Annotated in this window: 15 protein-coding genes; all 15 read left to right on the top strand. The window is 46.1% G+C overall.

Translation table 11 applies throughout. From position 1 onward, the window contains the following. Positions 1-116: 116 nt before the first annotated feature. Positions 117-1010, top strand: coding sequence for a pectinesterase family protein (locus ACGG90_RS13410; protein WP_390410195.1), 894 nt, complete (start codon positions 117-119; stop codon positions 1008-1010). After that, positions 1010-2293: a glycoside hydrolase family 28 protein gene (locus tag ACGG90_RS13405; protein ID WP_390410193.1), complete on the top strand. Its 1284-nt coding sequence runs from the start codon at positions 1010-1012 to the stop codon at positions 2291-2293. Before ACGG90_RS13410 ends, ACGG90_RS13405 begins: the two co-directional genes overlap by 1 nt. A gap of 682 nt (positions 2294-2975) precedes the next feature. Continuing rightward, positions 2976-4289 (top strand): ABC transporter substrate-binding protein, encoded by a 1314-nt coding sequence (locus ACGG90_RS13400; protein ID WP_390410191.1) that lies wholly within the window; start codon positions 2976-2978, stop codon positions 4287-4289. Positions 4290-4363: 74 nt separating this feature from the next. Next, a complete protein-coding gene (locus tag ACGG90_RS13395; protein ID WP_390410190.1) occupies positions 4364-5242 on the top strand; it encodes a carbohydrate ABC transporter permease in 879 nt (292 codons plus the stop codon). Next, positions 5242-6114, top strand: coding sequence for a carbohydrate ABC transporter permease (locus tag ACGG90_RS13390; protein WP_390410188.1), 873 nt, complete (start codon positions 5242-5244; stop codon positions 6112-6114). Before ACGG90_RS13395 ends, ACGG90_RS13390 begins: the two co-directional genes overlap by 1 nt. Before the next feature lie 50 nt (positions 6115-6164). Beyond that, a complete protein-coding gene (locus tag ACGG90_RS13385; RefSeq protein WP_390410186.1) occupies positions 6165-6821 on the top strand; it encodes a hypothetical protein in 657 nt (218 codons plus the stop codon). Between the two features lie 126 nt (positions 6822-6947). After that, positions 6948-8138: an ROK family protein gene (locus tag ACGG90_RS13380; protein WP_390410184.1), complete on the top strand. Its 1191-nt coding sequence runs from the start codon at positions 6948-6950 to the stop codon at positions 8136-8138. A 13-nt stretch (positions 8139-8151) separates the two neighbouring features. Beyond that, complete coding sequence (locus tag ACGG90_RS13375) at positions 8152-8985, top strand: aldo/keto reductase (RefSeq protein ID WP_390410182.1); 834 nt, start codon at positions 8152-8154, stop codon at positions 8983-8985. 110 nt (positions 8986-9095) lie between these two features. Continuing rightward, on the top strand, positions 9096-10196 hold the full coding sequence (locus ACGG90_RS13370; protein ID WP_390410180.1) for a Gfo/Idh/MocA family protein: 1101 nt from the start codon (positions 9096-9098) through the stop codon (positions 10194-10196). A gap of 179 nt (positions 10197-10375) precedes the next feature. After that, positions 10376-11716 (top strand): xylose isomerase, encoded by a 1341-nt coding sequence (gene xylA, locus ACGG90_RS13365; protein WP_390410178.1) that lies wholly within the window; start codon positions 10376-10378, stop codon positions 11714-11716. Positions 11717-11848: 132 nt separating this feature from the next. Continuing rightward, a complete protein-coding gene (gene xylB / locus ACGG90_RS13360; RefSeq protein ID WP_390410176.1) occupies positions 11849-13342 on the top strand; it encodes a xylulokinase in 1494 nt (497 codons plus the stop codon). A gap of 49 nt (positions 13343-13391) precedes the next feature. Then, entirely contained in the window at positions 13392-15332 is a 1941-nt protein-coding gene (locus tag ACGG90_RS13355) for an alpha-glucuronidase (RefSeq protein WP_390410175.1), read from the top strand. Between the two features lie 10 nt (positions 15333-15342). Further along, positions 15343-16488: a GDSL-type esterase/lipase family protein gene (locus tag ACGG90_RS13350; RefSeq protein ID WP_390410173.1), complete on the top strand. Its 1146-nt coding sequence runs from the start codon at positions 15343-15345 to the stop codon at positions 16486-16488. Positions 16489-16538: 50 nt separating this feature from the next. Beyond that, complete coding sequence (locus ACGG90_RS13345) at positions 16539-18611, top strand: glycoside hydrolase family 3 C-terminal domain-containing protein (RefSeq protein WP_390410172.1); 2073 nt, start codon at positions 16539-16541, stop codon at positions 18609-18611. Continuing rightward, a complete protein-coding gene (locus ACGG90_RS13340; RefSeq protein ID WP_390410170.1) occupies positions 18608-19624 on the top strand; it encodes an aldose epimerase family protein in 1017 nt (338 codons plus the stop codon). Before ACGG90_RS13345 ends, ACGG90_RS13340 begins: the two co-directional genes overlap by 4 nt. The last annotated feature ends 361 nt before the right edge of the window (positions 19625-19985 follow it).

The raw sequence follows: 19985 nt of genomic DNA, 5'->3' as shown, positions 1-19985 counted from the left end.
TTGTGAAACCCCTGTGCGGGTTTGCAAAGGTGCCGACTTTCGTATCCAGCTGTTGATGAAAGCGGTGCCGCAACCGCGTACAATAAAGTTATCAATAAGAACTGGTGGTGGAAGATATGCAAGAATTAATGGTTGGCCCATATCCTGAATGTGATGCCGCGACGATCCAAGGCGCCTTGGATCAGCTGACACCAAACAACCCTGCAGTAGTGCGAATCATGCCTGGTGTTTATCACGAACGCCTCAAAGTCTACGGCGCAAAGGTCACTTTGATCGGGCTGGGGCAAGTGACGATCACAGCCGGCGCCTTTGCGCGTCAGCTTGGTGCCGATGGCCAGGAACTGGGCACGTTTCGTACGGCAACGGTGTATGTTAACGGCGAAGACATTCATCTCGCTAACTTGACCATCGAAAATACTGCCGGCATGGGGCCGCAAATTGGCCAAGCGATGGCACTGTTTGCAGAAGGCCAGCGCTTGAAATTTACCAATTTGCGCCTGTTAGCCAAGCAAGACACCTTATGCCTCGGCCCGCTGCCGCCGCTGCAGAAAAACCACACGCCTTTTGTCAGTGTGAAGCGCTGGCGCGAGTATGCAACGCAAGATTACGCCTTTGACCAGTGTACGATCGCCGGCACCGTTGACTTTATCTTCGGCGGCGGTCAGGCGCACTTCACCAATTGCCACTTGCGCAGTCTCAAACGCGCAGACGGCGGGGTGAATTATCTCACCGCAGCCAGCACCCCGCAAGGGCAAAGCGGCTTTGTCTTCACCGATTGTGTGATCGACTCACAAGCAACCCAACCCTATTGGCTGGGGCGGCCGTGGCGCAGTGACGCCAAGACGCGCTATGAACATTGTTGGTTTGGCAAAGGCTTGATGGCGCCTGGCTGGGGCGATTGGGAGAACCCTGCGAATCAACAAACTGTCACGTATGAAGAAGTTGACTGCCAAGACGAAGCGGCAGTACCGCGCGCTGATTGGATCCGCGTGCACAAGGAGGAAGACTGATGACCCAATATACTTTGCAAGATTTTGGCGGCGCAGGCGATGGCCGATTTGATAACACGGCGGCTTTTGCCAAGGCTTTCGCGCAGATTCAAAGCGACGGCGGCGGGGCGCTGCGCTTGACGCCAGGGGTGTATGCGACTGGCGGGCTCAACTTATGCAGCAACCTCACGCTGACGCTGGAAGCCGGCGCGACGCTGCAATTCATCGCCGATCCCATGTTATACCCTGCGGTTGCTTCGCGTTGGGAAGGTGTGGCGCGGCAAGTGCATCGCGCTTGCATCTATGGGGATCACTTGCATAACGTGACGCTTGAAGGCCTAGGCACCATCGATGGCGCCGGAGCTTGGTGGTGGGCAGAATTTCGCGCCAAGCGCCTGGAATTGCCGCGGCCATATTTGTTATCGATCGAAAACAGCGACAACTTGAAGCTCCGCGACTTGACCTTCACCAACTCGCCGGCGTGGACCTTGCATCCGATGCTGTCGACAAATATCTTGATCGACGGCGTCACTGTGCGCAATCCTGCCGACAGTCCTAACACCGATGGCTGCGATCCGGAATCATGCAGCGATTTGCGCATCGTCAATTGCCAATTCGACGTCGGCGACGATTGCATCGCTGTTAAAGCTGGTACTGAAGAAACTGCTGAAAAGGTGGCCTGTGAGAACATCGTCATTGCCAACTGCAACATGCGCCACGGCCATGGCGGCGTGGTGTTAGGCAGTGAAATGTCTGGCGACATCACCAACGTCACCATCAGCAATTGTATCTTCTACGAAACCGATCGCGGTATCCGGATGAAAACGCGGCGCGGCCGCGGCGGCGTGATTTCCGATGTCACGGTGTCCAACATCGTGATGACCAAGACACTTTGCCCAATCGTGATCAATGCCTATTATTTCTGCGGCCCGTCTGGCAAAGCGCAGTACGTTTGGGACAAAACGCCTTATCCAGTCGATGAACGCACGCCGCAATATCGCCATTTGATGTTCAACAACATTCTGGCCAAAGAGGTGCAATCCTGTGCGGCGTTCATTTACGGCTTGCCGGAAGCGCCGATCGAAGACGTGACCTTAAGCGGCGTGCAAGTTTATATGGACGCGGATGCCAAGCCGACTACGCCAGCAATGATCGCCGACGCCCCAGTGGTGGCCCAAGCTGGCATCTGGCTGGAAAACACCACCAACGCTCGACTGCGCGATGTGGTGATACAAGGGGCCGACGCGCCATTCATGCAGCAAACGGCTAATTCGGGATTGGTGATCGATGGCGTGGCAGAATAGGATTAAGGAGCCTGGCGGGAGACGGCCAGGCTTTTATTATGGTTTTGGCATCCTTGGATGAACTGGGCGTATATGTTGCCATAAACCGTGATTGGCATGAGGTTTGCTTGACATTTTTGAGGTTGGTACAGCATATCGTGGATTTTTCCTAAATTTTTAGGGCTTTAAACAAAAAAATTGGAAAAATTTTCGGAGATTAAAAATTGGAGATATTCGCATGCTAGATGGGGAAGAAATTCAAAACACCCAATCTATGAATATGTCGCAGATTATGATACTGTGTCTCAAAAAGTGGTGATTCAATTGCAATGTGAAAAAGGAAAAGATTTCACATTCAATAAAATATTGATAGTAGTATCACAATGCTTCAACTGAATACGCACAAGATTATCGAATTTCATAATGATATCTTGCAAAAATTGGCTGATGTCGTTTTGACATTATGGCTATTTTGTGAATTCGCCTTGTTATTGTATGAACAAACGTGTTGACAGCCATTTGTGGAAGCGCTATTATTCTGTTGTCAGTTAGTTGGTTTTAAAAATAAACTTACTTAGCAAGTAAGTTCAGCGGTGGGGGGTCGATGAGATCACGATCGTGGACGAAGGGCAATGTCACTTGGAAAGTATTGTGGACTACCGTAAGTTCTAAACATATATGTCTCCAGGGGGGAATAAGAATTATGAAATTCAAAAAGCTGTTGATCGGAGCGACCGCCGTTGCTGGTGCAGCATTACTGATGGCAGGTTGCTCATCAAAGAGTAACAGCACTACTAACTCAAGCGATTCCGGTTCTAAGAAAGTAACGATTCGCTTCTCTTGGTGGGGTGATGATGCACGCAATGCTGCGACTAAGAAGATGGTCAAAGCATTCGAAAAGAAAAACCCTAATATTACTGTTAAACCTGAAATTATTCCGATTGCGTCACTTGATCAAAAGATTGGTACCCAAATGTCTGGCGGCACGGAGCCAGATGTGATGCAAGGTTTGTACGCGTGGTTGCCACAATTTTCAAGTAAAGGTGATGGTTACCTGAACTTGAGCAAGTATAAGGACCAGATTGATTTAACACAATATTCGTCAAAAGTGTTGGCACAGGGCAAGTCAAATGGCGTCCTCAATGGGATTGCACATGGTGCTAACACCATGGAGCTGTGCCTGAACTGGACAGCGTTTAAGAAATATGGAATCACTGAAGTACCAAAGACCTGGGATGACTACGTTGCTGCTGCTAAGAAGATGCCTTCTGGCGTGCACCCGATTGTTGTGCCTGACCCAACCTTCATGGTAATCACCTACTTACAACAATTAACAGGTAAAGCACCATATACTGCATCCAACAAGTTGAACTACTCTGAAAGCCAGATTAAGCAGGGCTTGAAGTGGTATAACGACATGGTTGACAAGAATGTTTTCGTTTCTCGTAAAGACTATCTGAATGCTGTTGGTTCTCACGCCTTACCAGTTGCCTCCACTTCCAAGTGGATCAATGGACAATGGGCCGGCGACTATGAATGGTCTGGTGGCTTATCTGCGAACGAAACTGCTTTGAAGGATAAGAATGCCGAAATCAAGATTGCCCCAATTCCAACCATTAAAGGTGCGAAGACGACCGGCGCAATTACGAAACCAACATTCATCTTTGTAATCTCCAAGCATACCAAGCACCCTAAGGAAGCTGCTAAGTTCTTGAACTACTTCTTGAACAGCAAAGAAGGTAACAAGATCTTAGGTGCGACCCGTGGTGTTCCGAATAGCAAAGTTGCGGCACAAACCTTGATTGATAATGGTGATGTCAAGGGCGTGACCAAAGATGCTTACGACTATGGTAAGAAAGTTGAAGCAATCGCTGAAGTGCCAAACTTCGAAAACTCTGATGTTATGAAAGCATGGCAAGATCAGCTCGAATCTTTGCAACTTGGTAAGAGCAATGTGAATACAACTGCGAAGGCGGTATATTCTGGATTGAAGTCCGCACTTTCAAAGCTTCAGTAGCAGTGTGAAATATGGGGGAGTTGGGTGTCTCTTTCTGGAGCACGCAGCGCCCCTATTTTAAATGAGGTGATGACATGAAACGAAACAAAATTGGGCTCGTGTACCTAGCACCGTGGATATTCGGTTTGCTGGTTTTCACAATTTATCCGTTTATCGCGTCTTTGTATTATAGCTTTACTGATTACAATATGATTTCAAAACCGCATTTTGTTGGTTTGGCGAATTATGTTCAGCTGTTTACTGCTGATCCTGATTTCAAGACGTCTTTGATTGCGACTTTCGAATACGTTTTCTTGACTGTACCTTTGCAATTGATCTTCGCGTTATTGATTGCCTTTGTTCTGAACTTCAAGCTTAAAGGCATTGGGTTCTACCGGGTAGCGTACTACATTCCTTCGCTATTAGGCGGTAACGTTGCGATCGCCGTCTTGTGGCGACTGATGTTCAATGATACAGGCTTGATTAATCAAATCGTAAACCTCTTTGGGATTCATTCCATTTCATGGTTCTCAAGCACAGCTGGGGCGATGACCGTTTTGACGATCTTAAAAGTCTGGCAATTTGGTTCTGCAATGATCATCTTCTTGGCAGCGTTGAAGAATGTCCCACAAGAATTATATGAAGCAGCTGAAATGGATGGGGCAAGCAAGATCAGCACGTTCTTCAAAATAACGATTCCGTTGATTACACCTACGATTTTCTTCAATCTGGTTATGCAATTAATCAATGGTTTCCAAGAATTCAATGGCCCATTCTTGATTACTGGCGGTGGTCCTTTGAACAGAACGAATTTGATTTCGATGTTGATTTACAACGATGCGTTCAAGTTTTCAAAGATGGGCTATTCTAGCGCTGCTTCTTGGGTGCTCTTTATCATTATTATGGTATTTACCGGTCTTCTGTTCTGGTCACAGAATAAGTGGGTCTTCTACTCTGATGGGGGGAATAACTAATGAATGATGAGTTAACAGCTGCGCAGAAACATATTCGGCGTTCGGAGCTGACTAATAAGATTGTCCGTTATACCATCTTGACCATTGGGGCTTTCATCATGATCTATCCGATTCTTTGGATGGTTGGGGCATCATTTAAGTCGAACAATGAAATCTTTACTGAAATCGGGTTCATTCCAAAACACCTGAACTTTAAAGCATATGTCCAAGGATGGAACCCTGGTTCTGGAATCACGTTTGCTACGTATTTTATCAATACGTTTAAGATTGTCATTCCTAAAGTTGTGTTCACGGTAATCTCAAGTGTCATTTCCGCGTATGGTTTTGCGAGATTTGAATTTCCTGGTAAGAAGATCTTATTCTCAGCATTGATGATGACGATGTTCTTGCCAACAATCGTGACCTTGATTCCGATGTACTTGTTGTTCAAGAATTTGGGGATGCTTGATACTTACTGGCCATTGATCAGTCCAACGATTTTTGCTACTCAGGCGTTCTTTGTTTTCCAACTGATTCAATTTCTGCGTAGTATTCCGACTAGCTTGGATGAAGCCGCGACCATGGATGGTGCTAATTCTTTCCAGATTCTTTATAAGGTGATTCTACCGGTTATCAAGCCTGCAATCATCACCTGCGTCATCTTCCAGTTTGTTTGGTCGATCAACGACTTCATGAGCCCGTTAATTTATCTGTCAACCAATGAGAAGTTTCCAGTTGCGTTGGCTTTGCAGATGAACATGGATACGACTGGGACCGTTAATTACGCTCAGTTGATGTCAATGTCAGTACTAGCAATCTTGCCATCGATCATCGTATTCTTCGCTGCTCAGAAGTACTTTGTTGATGGTGTTGCAACTACTGGTATCAAGTAGCTTATTTCGGATGTCGACTGACATTTTGATTAGTATAGGAGGAATTATCGATGGATAAAGGATCAACAGTAGGAACGGTCGTTCAGAACGTCACGATTTATCTCAGTGATATCATCTTGTTAAACCTACACTTGTTGATTGCATCCTTGATCACTGTATTAGTATATTTGATCATTCCGTTTAATCTGATCACAATGCCGGCCTACTTCATCGGAGGGACTGCGATGGGATTGGCATTGTGTGCATCGCATGCATGTCCGGCGAGCGTCGAAGATGCTGTCGCGCATAAATATACGTGGCGGATGTATCTTGCGGCTTATCGGAAAAACTTTCGACGCGCGTTGGTACCGGCGTTGTTGTACGGTGCGCTGTTGTGCGTATTGTTTGCCGATATTACATTGATTGTTAAGGGAAAGCTCGGCATAGGGGTTTCGATCCCACTTTCCATCACCGCAGCTTTTCTGCTGACCAGTATGTTTGTTTGCTTCTTGCTAATTTATCATCAAGAGCAGCTGGGAGAAATCAGCCTTAAAGAGATCTTGTGGCGTAGTTTGATCTTAAGTTATCAGCATGTTGGGGTAGTGCTGATTGTCTTGGTGACAATCGTTGTTGGGATCGTGTTTGTGATCATTATTCCGATTACACTTTTCATTGTTCTTGGTGTCGGAACGTCGATCATTAATCGCGCAATGTTGAAAGTGGTATGAAAGAATGTTGGATTGTCGTGTGGTCGTTATTTAAAGGAAAATCTTTGGATGACTGACGCTCCACATGATATGATGAGTGACAATATATAAGATTGATTGTCATTTATAATTCGGGGAGATAGTCAGATGGTAGAAGCAGCCTCTAGTCGCGAAGACATACATGAACAGAATAAAAAACGGGTGCTAAGTTTGATCTACTCGCATCAACCAATATCGCGGGTAGAAATTTCTCGACAGTTGGGTGTCAATAAATCGACGATTACCGTCTTGTTTAACGAATTAATGGCAGACGGTCTTGTCGAAGAATTAGGCGTTGGTGAGTCGACCAGTGTTGGTGGACGCAAACCGGTGTTGGTTTCAATGAAAGCCGATCACGGGTACTTCATCAATTTTGATTTGGGGTATAATCACCTTCACGTCATGGCAACAGATTTCAACGGTAAGGTCTTGTTCTTTCACCGATTATCAAATCATGGGCAGAACATTCATCGTCTATTGGCAATTATGGATAATGAACTAGCTCAGGCCGCACAGGACATGCGTGGCGGTATGGATTTATTAGGGATTGGCTTTTCGATTCATGGGGTGGTTGATGGCAATAAGATCACGTACTCACCATTTATTGATATGGAAGAAGTTGATCTCTACGATTATTTTACCAATCGTTATCATGTTTTTGTGACCTTAGAGAATGAAGCAAATCTTGCTGCCATTTATGAAAGGGATTTCAATGGGGGGCGTGGTAAGAGTAATATTTTGGTAGTTAGCGTGCATAAAGGTATCGGCTCAGGAATTATCTTAAATGGTCAGTTGTATAAAGGTGCGGGTAGTAAGGCTGGAGAAATCGGACGTAGTATCCTTTATACCAGTGAGGACGATGAGCAGGTTCCCGGTCTCAAAGTTGAGGATTTTTGCTCGGAAGATGCTGTGATCGAGCGAATATGTCGAGTGAAACAATTATCCCGGCTAGATCGTGAAGGTGTCGCGAAATATTACGCACAGTCGGATTCAGATGTTGTCGCAATTCTTACGACTTTTTCACGCAAGATTGCTGAAATTGTTTTCAATGTTGCCGCTACGTTGGCACCTGAAGAAATTTATCTGAACTCGCCGCTGATGGAGCGGATTCCTGACTTGTATACGCAGGTCTGTCAATTTGCTGAGCAACTATCAGTGCAACAGCCCTTAAAGCAGACTGACAATGCGCAGTATGCGACGTTATTAGGATGTTTTTCTAAGATTTTACATGTCACCTTGGATATGGAGTCATATGATATTCATCTTGATAAGCGCGAATTACCGAGCACACTTGGGTAATGGAGATGAAGATATGGACTACTACTATTTAGCAGACGGCCAACGAGTTCCACAAATTGGGTTCGGAACCGGTGGCTTGAAAGGTGCCTCTGGTTTTGCAGCGATTCAAAGTGCAATTGAGAACGGCTATCGCCTGATTGACACTGCATATAACTATGAGAACGAAGGTACCGTTGGGGCTGCGATCCGTTCGAGTGGCGTTAATCGAGCTCAGATCAAGGTGTTATCTAAGCTGGCAGGTCGTTATTATGCACGCCGAGATGCACTGGATACGATCAAAGAGTCGTTATATCGAAGTGGTTTAGATTACTTTGACGTTTATTTATTACACTGGCCAAATCCAGAGGATAATAGGTATGTTGAAGCCTGGGGTGCACTGATCGATGCGCAGCGCGTGGGCCTTGTGAAGTCGATTGGGGTGTCAAATTTTGTTCCGACGTTCATGAGTCGGTTGCAGAATGAAACCGGTGTGTTGCCGGTGATCAATGAAGTCGCGTTGAATCCGGCAATCAATCAGTCTGAGGTGCGCGCTTATGATATTGCACACCATATTTTAACGGCTTGCTGGAGTCCACTTGGTGGCCGACGGAGCAACTATTATCAGGATCCACGATTTCTTGCAATTGCAGATAAGTACGGTAAGAATGTTGGCCAAATCATCTTGCGTTGGGAGCTACAACTAGGTACGTTGCCAGTACCAAAATCAACAAGTGCCAGACGCCAAGCCGAGAACTTACAAGTATTCGACTTTGCGCTCACGGATGATGAAATGCAACTAATTCGGCGAGTTGCCACTCCCGAATCCGCCGCACCATATCCTGATCCGATGCGTTATCAGCAATTTTGATAACACGTAAAAATCACGTCACACGACTTTCTCATATTAGGGAATGGGTGAGCGTGATTTTTTGATTGATCGAAATATTTTTATAACACCTGTGAGGGGGAATAGACATAATGATTAACGTGGCAATAGTTGGTTGTGGCAACATTGCCCACAGCCATATCGAAGCATATCTGACATTCTCAAAACGCTGTCAGATCAAGTATTTAATTGATGCCGATCCAGTAAAAGCTTCTGGGCTGAAATCGAGGTATAAGTTAGATCAGACCATTATAACGGCTGACTACCAACGGGTGCTTGATGATTCGACAGTCATGCTGATCAGTATCTGCCTGCCGCCTGCGCTTCACGCAGCAATGACGATTGCTGCATTGAATGCAGGTAAAGACGTGTTGTGTGAGAAGCCAATGGCACTGTCAGTTGCCGAATGTGATGAGATGTTAGCCGCCCAGAAACAAAGCGGCAAAATTTTATCAATCGTAGCCCAGAATCGTTTCCAAGATCGCTTATGGAAGCTTAAACAAATTATTGATACTGGCTTAATTGGTAAAATATTGCACGTACAGGTAGATTCATTTTGGTGGCGAGGTCACGCCTATTACGATAAACCATGGCGTGGTACTTGGCAAAGTGAAGGTGGAGGCGCAACGCTAAGTCAAGCCGTACATAACATTGATATGTTGAACTGGTTCATTGGACTACCAAGGTATGTGACCGCGGTGTTGGCCAATGTTGATCATGACAATGCAGAGGTGGAAGATCTTTCGGTAGCGGTATTGCAATATCAACGTGGGACAATTGCCACTGTCACTAGTTCAACAGTGCACCATGGCCAACGTCGTCAGATCATCATTCAAGGACAAAAAGCAATGATCGCAGCACCATGGCAATTAATTGCTGAGGCGCCTGACGCTGACGGTTTTCCGCTTAATGGTGGTGCACGTGAAGTGACATCCGAAATAGGTGAATATTACAGCAAATTGCGGTCTTTAAAATACACTTTGTATGATGGACAGATTGAGGATGTATTAAACGCTATTGAAACGAATAGTATGCCACTGGTGACAGGAGTGGAAGGACGGCAGGCTATCGCTTTGATCAGTGCAATCTACGCAGCGGGAAGCCGTAGTCAAACAATTAGTTTTCCACTAGCAACAACAGATCCATTTTATCAGCAAGGTGGACGAGAGCGCTTTGCGCCACACTTTCATTAGGCGTTATTTAACATGCGTAAATGTCGAAATTAACCAAGAACCATAGCTGCTGAGCGTTTTTTAATTTTTTTAGTTGAAAGCGGTTGCTTTGCTGTAAAAATCGGTTATACTAAGTTGGTAGGTAAGTTAATCCAAAGAACCAACTAACTGACAATTTTTGATTTCGGAGGATTATATCTATGGCTAAGACTTATTTTCCAAACGTTGATAAAGTTCCTTTTGTTGGTACCAAAGATCTAAAAGCCGGTTTTGGATTCCATTATTACAATGCTGATGAGGTAATCGGTGGTAAGAAGATGCGTGATTGGCTGCGCTTCTCCGTCGCTTACTGGCACACTTTTGGCCAGAAGCTCGATGACATCTTCGGCGATGGCACTGCGATCCGCCCTTGGGATGGCTTGACTGGAATGGATCTTGCCAAGGCGCGTGTCGATGCCGCATTCGAATTCTATGACAAGTTGGGCGTGGACTACTTCTGCTTCCACGATCGCGATATCGCTCCTGAAGGCGATACCTTACGCGAAACCAACAAGAATCTTGAAGAAATCACTGATATGTTTGTTGACTACCAGAAGACATCAGGCATGAAGGTCCTTTGGAACACAGCTAACATGTTTACTAATCCACGTTTTGTCGCTGGTGCTGCTAGTTCACCATTTGCAGATGTGTTTGCATTTGCTGCAGCTCAAGTCAAGGAAGGCTTGGATACTGCTAAGAAAGTTGGCGCCGAGAACTATGTCTTCTGGGGCGGTCGTGAAGGTTACGAATCACTGCTGAACACCGACATGAAGCGGGAACAAGATCATTTGGGCAAGTTCTTCCACATGGCAGCTGATTATGCCAAGGAAATCGGCTACACCGGTCAGTTGCTGTTGGAACCAAAGCCTAAGGAACCAATGATGCATCAGTATGACTTTGATGCTGCCACGACCATCGCCTTCATGAAGGAATACGGTTTGGATGGTACATACAAGCTGAACCTTGAAGGTAACCATGCCAACCTTGCTGGTCATACTTATCAGCATGAAATTCGGGTTGCTCGGGATGCTGGTTTGCTTGGCTCGTTGGATGCTAACCAAGGCGATAAGCTGATTGGCTGGGATCTGGATCAATTCCCGACTGACTTGTATGAAACAACAATGGCCATGTATGAAGTTGTTGAGAATGGCGGTTTAGGCAAGGGTGGCTTGAACTTTGATGCCAAGCCGCGTCGTTCTTCATTCACACCAGAAGACATGTTCTATGCTCATATCACAGGGATGGACAGTTTTGCTGCAGGGCTTAAAGTGGCCTTGCGTCTGAAGGAAGATAAGGTGCTTGAAGACTTCGTGGCTGACCGTTATAGCAGCTATGATACCGGCGTTGGTGCAAGCATTGAAGCTGGCAAAGAAAACTTCAAGACCTTGAACGAACTGGTATTGGACAAGCCACAGTCTGCTTTGCGGGCTGCCACTAAGTCTGGCCGCTGGGAAGAGCTTGAAGCAACTTTGAACTACTACATCATTGATACCTTAAAGTAATTGCGTAATTGGCGCTCGCACTGCGCTGACGCCGGGTGAATTAAAGCCAGACGTTGGGGCTGCGGGCGCTTTTTTTGTTGATGCTTAGTCAGTATGGGAGCTTCATTCAAGATTTCAACGGAGGAAAAAAGTATGAAATATGTTATCGGTGTAGATCTAGGAACAAGTGCTGTTAAAGTATTGCTGGTTGACCAAAGCGGAGCCGTTGTTGCACAGGCGAGTGAACCTTACCCGTTGAGTCAGCCGTTACCTGGCTATAGTGAACAGAATCCAGAAGATTGGGTCGATGGCGTGACGAAGGCCATCAAGCGTTTGATTGAAGACAGCGGCATTGATTCGGAGAAAATTGAAGGCTTAAGTTATTCGGGTCAAATGCATGGCTTGGTGTTGTTAGATCACGCCGGAAAAGTCTTACGTCCGGCAATTCTTTGGAATGATACGCGAACGACGCAGCAAGTCGAAGAGATAACAGCTAAATTAGGTCAACGTTTCATCGATATCACGCGCAACCGTCCGCTTGAAGGATTTACACTACCAAAGTTGTTGTGGGTCAAGGAGAATGAACCAGAGATTTTTGCTGAGGCGGCGGCATTCGTTCTACCCAAGGATTATGTCCGTTATCGTATGACAAATAAGCTTCAGATGGAGTTATCTGATGCTGCGGGCACAGTGTTGCTGGATGTCGAGAAAAAATCCTGGAGCCGCGAGATTTGTGACGCGTTTGGCATTTCAGAAAACATCTGCCCGCCGTTGGTTGAAGCAACCACCAATGTTGGGACTATTACGTCTGAATATGCCCGCGAATCGGGATTGTCTGTTGGGACTGCAGTGTTTGGCGGTGGGGCCGATAATGCTTGTGGCGCAATCGGTGCAGGAATTTTGTCCCCTGACCAGGCAATGTGCTCAATTGGCACTTCTGGTGTTATCTTGACATACGAACCAAATACGAATAAAGATTACAAAGGTCAATTGCATTTCTTCAACCACGCGGTGCCAGATGCTTTCTATTCCATGGGGGTCACGTTAGCAGCAGGTTATAGTTTGAGTTGGCTGAAGGAAACCTTTGGCCCAGATGACGACTTTACAGATTTTGTCAACAGTGCAAAAACAGCGGGAATTGGGGCTCACGGCTTATTATTCACGCCTTATATCGTAGGGGAGCGGACCCCTCATGCTGATGCTAAAATTCGTGGCAGTTTTGTTGGAGTTGATAGCAAACAGACTAAAGCCGATTTTGTCAGAGCAGTACTAGAAGGTATCGTGTTCTCCTTTGCAGATATTCTCGATATCTACAAAGCCAATGGCAAGCAGTTTAAACAGCTGATTTCCATCGGTGGCGGCGCAAAAAGCCCGTTGTGGTTGCAGATCCAAGCCGATATCTTTAATAAAGACATCGTACGTTTGGATAGTGAACAAGGGCCGGGACTTGGGGCCGCAATCATTGCAGCAGTTGGCTTGGGCTGGTTTAATGATTTTCAAGCATGTGCAGCGCAATTCGTTAAGATTCAAACCACGTATCACCCAATTGCAGAGAATGTGGCCAAATATCAGACGCTGCATCATTTATATGACCAAGTTTACCCAGCGACAAAAGATATTACTGCTGAATTGATTGCATTCCAATAAGATCAGTCAATAACCATAGTCATACAGCAGCATGAAGAAAGGATTCATCATGAGTGATAAGTTTTGGTTGAACCAAGCAGTAATTGAGAAAACAACGCCGCTGGCATTCTATATTGGCGATGTTGATGAGGACGTCGTATCGTTGAATCTTCGCTCGGAGATCATTACATATTTTCGTGCGAAACTATGCAACCGAATCGAGCAGGCTGATGTGATATTAACAACTGGTGGCCCACAGAGCGGATTTACGATAGATGTTGCTGAACAGACGACAATCATGGCACAATCTACAGCAGATCTGTTGCACGGTTTCTACTATTTTGTGATGCATCATGCTACTGGCTCATTGCCAACCCACGTTGAGTCGATACCAAGTCAAGCATTGCGGATGTTAGATCACTGGGATAATTTTGATGGGACGATTGAACGCGGTTATGCTGGACGCTCCATCTTTTATGAAGATAATCATTTTCGTGGTGATATGGCCCGCATTCAAGCCTATGCACGGATGATGGCGAGTGTCGGGCTCAATGCAATCTCGTTGAATAATGTGAATGTTCATGCCAAGGAGACATTCTTCATTACTGGTGAGAACTTGGCGCGCATTGGTGATATTGCGGCAGTCTTTAGTCAATTTGGGATTAAGTCATTCTTAGCGATAAACTTTGCTGCACCATTGCGCTTTGGGGCGTGTGATACAGCAGATCCTTTAGACGCATCTGTGCAAGACTGGTGGCAACAGCGAATTGATGATATCTACCGTGTAATCCCAGATTTTGGTGGATTCTTAGTTAAGGCCGATTCTGAAGGTCAACCTGGACCATTCTATTACGGCCGGGATCATGCTGATGGCGCCAATATGCTGGCTAAAGCATTAGCACCACATAATGGGTTGGTGATTTGGCGCGCTTTTGTTTACAACAGCCAACAAGATTGGCGTGACCGCAGTATCGATCGTGCTAAGGCGGCATACGATCACTTTAAGCCTCTCGATGGCAAATTTGCCGCAAACGTGATCTTACAAGTCAAATTCGGACCCATCGATTTTCAGCCTCGCGAGCCTGTACAACCCTTATTTGGACAGATGCACAAGACAAATCTGATTGTGGAATTTGAAATCACGCAAGAATACACGGGGCATCAGATCGATACCAATTATCTTGCAACACAGTGGGCAGAAATCTTGGCGTTTGATACAGCGCCAGACGGCAGAAGCCTCCCATTGTGGCAAGTACCTAAGGTCTGTTCACCAACACCATCGTTTAGCGGAATCGCAGCTGTATCTAGCATTGGACGAGATGATAATTGGACAGGTAATAAATTAATGCAGGCTAATGTGTATGCATTTGGGCGCTTGGCTTGGCAAAGTGATATGAGTACGTCGGCAATCTTAGCAGAATGGATTCCATTGACCTTTCAACAACCGCAAGTCCAAGCAGTCGTATCTAAAATTATGACGACGTCTAATCAAACTTATATTGATTACACTGCACCGCTTGGGGTAGGTTTTATGGTCAAGTCCGGCTTCCATTATGGTCCTGGAATCAATGATTATGAGTATGACCGTTGGGGGACATACCATTTTGCTGACCGTAACGGAATTGGCGTTGACCGCACGGTTGGATCTGGAACGGGATATATCGGACAATATACAGCTCAGAATGCTGAGTTGTATGAGAATATTCATAGCTGCCCGGATGAATTCTTGCTCTTCTTCCACCATGTTCCTTATACGCATGTTCTACAAGATGGGGTCAGTGTCATTCAGCATATTTATAACACGCATTTCTCTGGATATGAGAAGGTCGCTGAGTATTTAGCAATGTGGCAGACGCTGGTTGGCAAACTCGATGCGGATGATTACCAGAATATCTTGGAGCGGTTGAAGTTACAATTGGCTAATGCTCGTGAATGGCGGGATCAAGTCAATACGTTCTTTTATAGAATGTCTGGTATTGAAGACGTACAGCATCGGAAGATTTACTTGTAGGAGGCAAGTCATGAAGGAAAAACAAATACGTAAAGTATGGAGTTACCTGCCAGTTGATTATCGTACTTGGCCCTCTAAGGTGGTTCCACAAGTACAGAAGCTAAGTCTGAAAATCGGCATCCATTTATCAGCGTGGCGGTTGCTGTTTACCAATGAGAATGGTGTGGCGCCCCTGTTGCTGACTGATTTACGCTTTTGTCTGTTAAGACAAGGAAGGCTTGTTAGTCGTTCACCGATTACCTTTTCAGGTAATAATGAATTATATCTGGGAGTAGATGACCGGCGACACAGCGATATTTGTGAAGCTGAATTATGGCCAGGGGATACATTGGAAATTCAGGTATTATTGCCTCAAACGACATATCTGACCTCGGGAGTGGTAACTTACTCGAAGCTGAATTATGAGATTGAACATCGGACATTCTATGGAAACTTAATTGATCCACAACAGCAATTCATCATGGTGCGAAACAATCATCGGATGAATTACTTCTTTGGCTTGTACGGGCTTGAAGCAGTATGTGATCAGGTTAACGTTGTGACGGTATTTGGTGATTCAATCGTTCAACAAGGATTTTTCGCTAATCACTTGCGCCAAATGTTGCAAGCAGATGGTCAGTTTGCTGTTAATAATGCTGGAATTGGCGGTAATCGTATTCTATTTGACACTGATCCGGCAATGGATAATTGGTTACGGCATGGCACGGCGGGCCTGAAGCGCTTCGAGCATGACGTTTTTGGTGATGGTGACCCTGACTTGGTGTTCGTTTTTCACGGTATCAATGACGTGATTCAAGAAACCATTCATTCAGGAGATGTTGAGGTGCTGGATGATGTTCGCGCTGGTTTGGTTAAATATGCGCAGATTATAAAGGAACATGGTGTGAAATCCGTCATCGGGACATTGATGCCTTTGCGTCACTCAATTTTTTATAGCGAACATGTAGAGCAACAACGCCAACGACTTAACGATTGGATTCGTCATCAAACGTACTTTGATGCGGTTGTCGACTTTGATCAAGCGATGCAAGACACTACGGATCCAATCGCTCTGCGACAAGACTATGATTCGGGTGATGGTTTGCATCCCAGTGATGAAGGTGGCGCAGCAATGGCACGCGCTGCAGCACCTGTTGTTAAGCGGCTATTTGACTAGGGGGAAACAAGATGATGGATAGGGCAATGGCACGTCAGCAGGCCGCCAAATTGGCAGACAAAATGACTGTTGATGAGATGATCAGCCAGGTAGAATATGATGCTGCGGCAATTGAACACCTAAATATTCCGGAATACAACTATTGGAATGAAGCCTTGCATGGCGTGGCGCGTGGCGGGACGGCGACCGTTTTTCCGCAATCAATTGGCTTAGCGGCAATGTTTGATCCGCAACGCTTAGAAAAAATTGGCGATATCGTCGCGACAGAAGCACGGGCCAAACATAATGAATATGTTAAGCTCAACGACCGTGATATCTATAAAGGGCTGACGTTTTGGTCACCAAATGTTAATATTTTCCGCGATCCGCGCTGGGGACGCGGTCATGAAACGTATGGTGAAGATCCGTTTCTGACAGCGACTAATGGGGTGGCCTATATCAAGGGACTCCAAGGCCATGGCAAATATTTGAAACTTGCGGCTTGTGCCAAACATTTTGCAGTACATTCTGGTCCTGAAGGCATCCGCCATGGTTTCAATGCCAAAGTATCAGCCAAGGATCTTGCAGAGACGTATCTCCCGGCTTTTAAGGCTGCCGTCCAAGAAGGCCACGTTGAAAGCGTGATGGCGGCTTATAATGCCGTGAATGGGGAGCCTGCTCCAGTAAGCAAGACATTACTTACGGATATCTTACGTAAGCAGTGGGGCTTCGAAGGACATGTGGTATCAGATTATGGTGCAGAAGAGGATGTTCGACTGCATCACCATTACACTGCAAGCGATGCTGAGACTGTCGCATTAGCCGTGAAAGTCGGATGTGATTTGTGCGCTGGGCACATTGCCGGATTCTTAAAGCAGGCATTAAACGAAGGCTTGATCACCGAAGCTGCAATCAAACAAGCCGTGATCCGCTTGTTGACAACGCGTGTGCTTTTAGGACTTGGCGCCACAGATAATGAATATGATCAGATTGATTTTAATGAGAATGATTCACCGGCGCACCATGAAGCTGCGCTAGAAGCAGCCTATCGGAGCAGTGTGTTATTAAAGAACAACGGACTCTTGCCGTTAACAAAAGCGTCGTTACAATCGATTGCAGTAATAGGGCCAACTGCTGATTCTACGCTGGTATTGCAAGGTAATTATGCAGGGACGGCATCAAATTACACGACTATTTTAGAAGGGTTGCGCCAGGCAGTCGGCGATGAGGTTCGCGTCAATTACTCCGAAGGGTGCCATTTGTTTAAAGATCGCGTGGAGCCGCTTGCTAAAGCAGATGATCGTGAAGCCGAAGCGTTAAGTATGGCAGCGCATTCTGATGTGGTATTCATGTGTCTTGGCTTGGATTCATCTATCGAAGGTGAGGAAGGTGACGCTGGTAATGCGTATGCTGCGGGAGATAAAACTGACTTGACGCTGCCTGGGCATCAACAGCAATTACTGGACAAAGTGTTGGCTGTGGGTAAACCAGTGGTGCTGTTGGTGACTGCCGGTTCAGCACTGACTTTTGGCGGTGCAGAGAAAAATCCTAACCTTGCGGCAATCTTGGATGTTTGGTATCCGGGTGCGCTCGGCGGACGAGCAGTAGCTGATTTGATTTTTGGCAAAGTTAGTCCTAGTGGCAAGTTGCCTGTGACTTTCTACGCAGATAGTGATGACGTACCTGCGTTTGAAGATTATAGTATGGCTGGTCGCACATATCGTTATCTGACAAAAGTACCGCTATATCCATTTGGTTATGGCCTGACATATGGTCATGTGCAGGTTGTTGCTGCGCATCTAGCAGATAACGTCGTTGTGGCCACAGTGACCAACGACAGTATGGCGGCAGTGGAAGACGTTGTGCAAGTGTATATTCATGCGCGCAACTGCGCAGATGCGACAACGAATCCCCATTTGGTTGGCTTCAAACGGATAGCGGTTGAAGCTAATGGAAAGTTAGACGTGGAGATTCCGTTGACTCAAGACGCGTATGCTGTAGTTGATGACCAGGGCAGAACGTATATACCAGCTGGTCAATTTGATTTGTACGTCGGAATCGGCCAACCCGATGCACGCACTGCAGAGCTGACAGGGACGACTGCGATTCACTTAACAGTTCAACAAGCGGAGGCGAAAAAATGAGTAGTATTGAATTATTCGGTGAAGTCGATGGGCAAGCTGTACATCGTCTAACTGTCGAAAACGAACACGGTATGAGATTGAGTTGCTTAACATACGCCGCGCTGTGGTACAGCTTGGAAGTCCCGGTTAATGGAGAGATGCGTAATCTAATCGTTAATTCGCCATCTGTAGCAGATTATGTTGATGCGCCAAGTTACCTGGGTAAATCAATTGGACGTACTGGGGGCAGAATCCCCAAAGGTGAGTGGCTTGTCGATGGGCAACTTGTGCACTTGCCGACGAATGAAGGTAATAACACGCTGCACGGCGGCGTAAATGGGTTTCATTCGGTGGTTTGGTATGGCGTGATTGATGATAATGTGATTCAGTTTACCAAACATTTCGACAGTGTTTTTGATGGCTACCCAGGTGATTTGGATGCAACAATTACGTATACCTTGACAGAAGATGATCAGGTGCTGATTGATTACACCGCGATAAGTACGGCTAAAACGCTCTTTAATCCCACCAGTCATGTATATTTCAACCTCAACGGAAGTGAGAAAGATATTGGTAATCAAAGCCTCTTCGTTGACAGTCATGAACGTCTGGAACTTGATGATGAGAAACTGCCAACGGGAAAACTGATATCATTGGAAAATTCGCCATACAACTTCTTTCCAGCGCACCGCATAGCTGAAACACTCAACGCACTGGCCACTACTCCTGAAAACGGGATAGACGATGTGTATGTGATCGCGGAACATAGCGCTAAAGCACCTATTGCAAAGTTGGCGTTGCCTGAGGTTAGCGTCGCAATCTATTCTGATCGTAACGGTTTAGTGCTGTACACGGGTAATTCCTTTGATGCAACGGGAAAGTTTGTGAATTACGCTGGGCGACCACATATTGGTGTGGCGTTAGAAGCTCAGACGTTGCCTAATGCAGTGAACGATCCACACTTTGGCGATATCACGCTTGATGAAGGATCGCGTCACGAGCAGATTCGCTATCAAGTAACCTATCAGCGGTGAGTGAAACGCTGGCACCGCTGCGTTAGCTGAGTTGCACCAAGTTGTTGTCCCATGTTAGAATTAAGGCATAGAAAAACCCGCCACATGAGGCGGGTTGCGCAACCGTTTGAAGAACGGTGGCCGTTGTTCCATTACATTCTAATAGTGAAAGCTAGAAAGTCGCAATGAAACTCGCCAAAGTTTACTGATTGCGGCTTTTCGCTTGCACTGATCTACGCGCAAATGAGCGCGCACTGTAAGCACCCAATAACAGACCGTCTTGAAAATCAATAGAGGCCCGTTCCCAGATTCAGGGAAGCGGACCTCTTTGCTTTAAGCGACGGTCGATTGGGCGGTACCGGTAAATGTTTGGTTCCAAGGC

The organism is Lacticaseibacillus jixiensis (assembly GCF_042847315.1).
In the GTDB taxonomy this organism is placed as follows: Bacteria; Bacillota; Bacilli; order Lactobacillales; family Lactobacillaceae; genus Lacticaseibacillus; species Lacticaseibacillus jixiensis.
This window is presented reverse-complemented; position numbering and strand designations above follow the sequence as displayed.

Excerpts from the sequence above, each read along its gene's own strand:
- ACGG90_RS13350 (WP_390410173.1), top strand. The coding sequence starts at position 15,343 with ATGAAGGAAAAACAAATACGTAAAGTATGGAGTTACCTGCCAGTTGAT.
- ACGG90_RS13390 (WP_390410188.1), top strand. The coding sequence starts at position 5,242 with ATGAATGATGAGTTAACAGCTGCGCAGAAACATATTCGGCGTTCGGAG.
- ACGG90_RS13340 (WP_390410170.1), top strand. The coding sequence starts at position 18,608 with ATGAGTAGTATTGAATTATTCGGTGAAGTCGATGGGCAAGCTGTACAT.
- xylB (WP_390410176.1), top strand. The coding sequence starts at position 11,849 with ATGAAATATGTTATCGGTGTAGATCTAGGAACAAGTGCTGTTAAAGTA.
- ACGG90_RS13395 (WP_390410190.1), top strand. The coding sequence starts at position 4,364 with ATGAAACGAAACAAAATTGGGCTCGTGTACCTAGCACCGTGGATATTC.
- ACGG90_RS13355 (WP_390410175.1), top strand. The coding sequence starts at position 13,392 with ATGAGTGATAAGTTTTGGTTGAACCAAGCAGTAATTGAGAAAACAACG.
- ACGG90_RS13400 (WP_390410191.1), top strand. The coding sequence starts at position 2,976 with ATGAAATTCAAAAAGCTGTTGATCGGAGCGACCGCCGTTGCTGGTGCA.
- ACGG90_RS13405 (WP_390410193.1), top strand. The coding sequence starts at position 1,010 with ATGACCCAATATACTTTGCAAGATTTTGGCGGCGCAGGCGATGGCCGA.
- ACGG90_RS13380 (WP_390410184.1), top strand. The coding sequence starts at position 6,948 with ATGGTAGAAGCAGCCTCTAGTCGCGAAGACATACATGAACAGAATAAA.
- ACGG90_RS13385 (WP_390410186.1), top strand. The coding sequence starts at position 6,165 with ATGGATAAAGGATCAACAGTAGGAACGGTCGTTCAGAACGTCACGATT.
- ACGG90_RS13410 (WP_390410195.1), top strand. The coding sequence starts at position 117 with ATGCAAGAATTAATGGTTGGCCCATATCCTGAATGTGATGCCGCGACG.
- xylA (WP_390410178.1), top strand. The coding sequence starts at position 10,376 with ATGGCTAAGACTTATTTTCCAAACGTTGATAAAGTTCCTTTTGTTGGT.
- ACGG90_RS13370 (WP_390410180.1), top strand. The coding sequence starts at position 9,096 with ATGATTAACGTGGCAATAGTTGGTTGTGGCAACATTGCCCACAGCCAT.
- ACGG90_RS13375 (WP_390410182.1), top strand. The coding sequence starts at position 8,152 with ATGGACTACTACTATTTAGCAGACGGCCAACGAGTTCCACAAATTGGG.